Source organism: Christiangramia aquimixticola, from assembly GCF_048285835.1.
Lineage (GTDB): Bacteria > Bacteroidota > Bacteroidia > Flavobacteriales > Flavobacteriaceae > Christiangramia > Christiangramia aquimixticola.
The window spans coordinates 1-305 of the sequence record NZ_JBLVTL010000188.1 but is presented as its reverse complement, the minus strand read 5'-3'; the positions used below and the strand labels follow the sequence as shown (position 1 = coordinate 305).

Here is a 305-nt window from a genome sequence, read left to right as displayed (position 1 = left end):
AGCTTGCTTGATTCTTCATGGCTTCCAGTCCTCCGGGTAGGTCTTTGAAAAGGTCAAACTGGTTGCGTTGATCCAGTCCCAAGGTTGGCCAAGTCGGCCAAATGCTGATGACTTCGTCTCCACCGTAGAGCTTTTTCCCCCGGTTCAGAAAGTCCTGAAGGGTGTATTCTCCCTTTTCCAGGTCGTAATAAAACTTGTCCCAGGCATACATGAGATGCATCACATAGCTGTGCCGAATCCATTGGAGATCCTCTCGTTCAAAAAGTGAATTGTCAAATTCGGCAAGATCAAAGAGCATTTTTTCC

1 protein-coding gene is annotated in these 305 nt (G+C 46.9%); it reads right to left on the bottom strand.

What is annotated here, in order from left to right; all coding sequences use genetic code 11:
• A partial coding sequence (locus ACNKXV_RS14070; protein WP_417908342.1) for a hypothetical protein occupies positions 1-305 on the bottom strand: 305 nt, incomplete at both ends.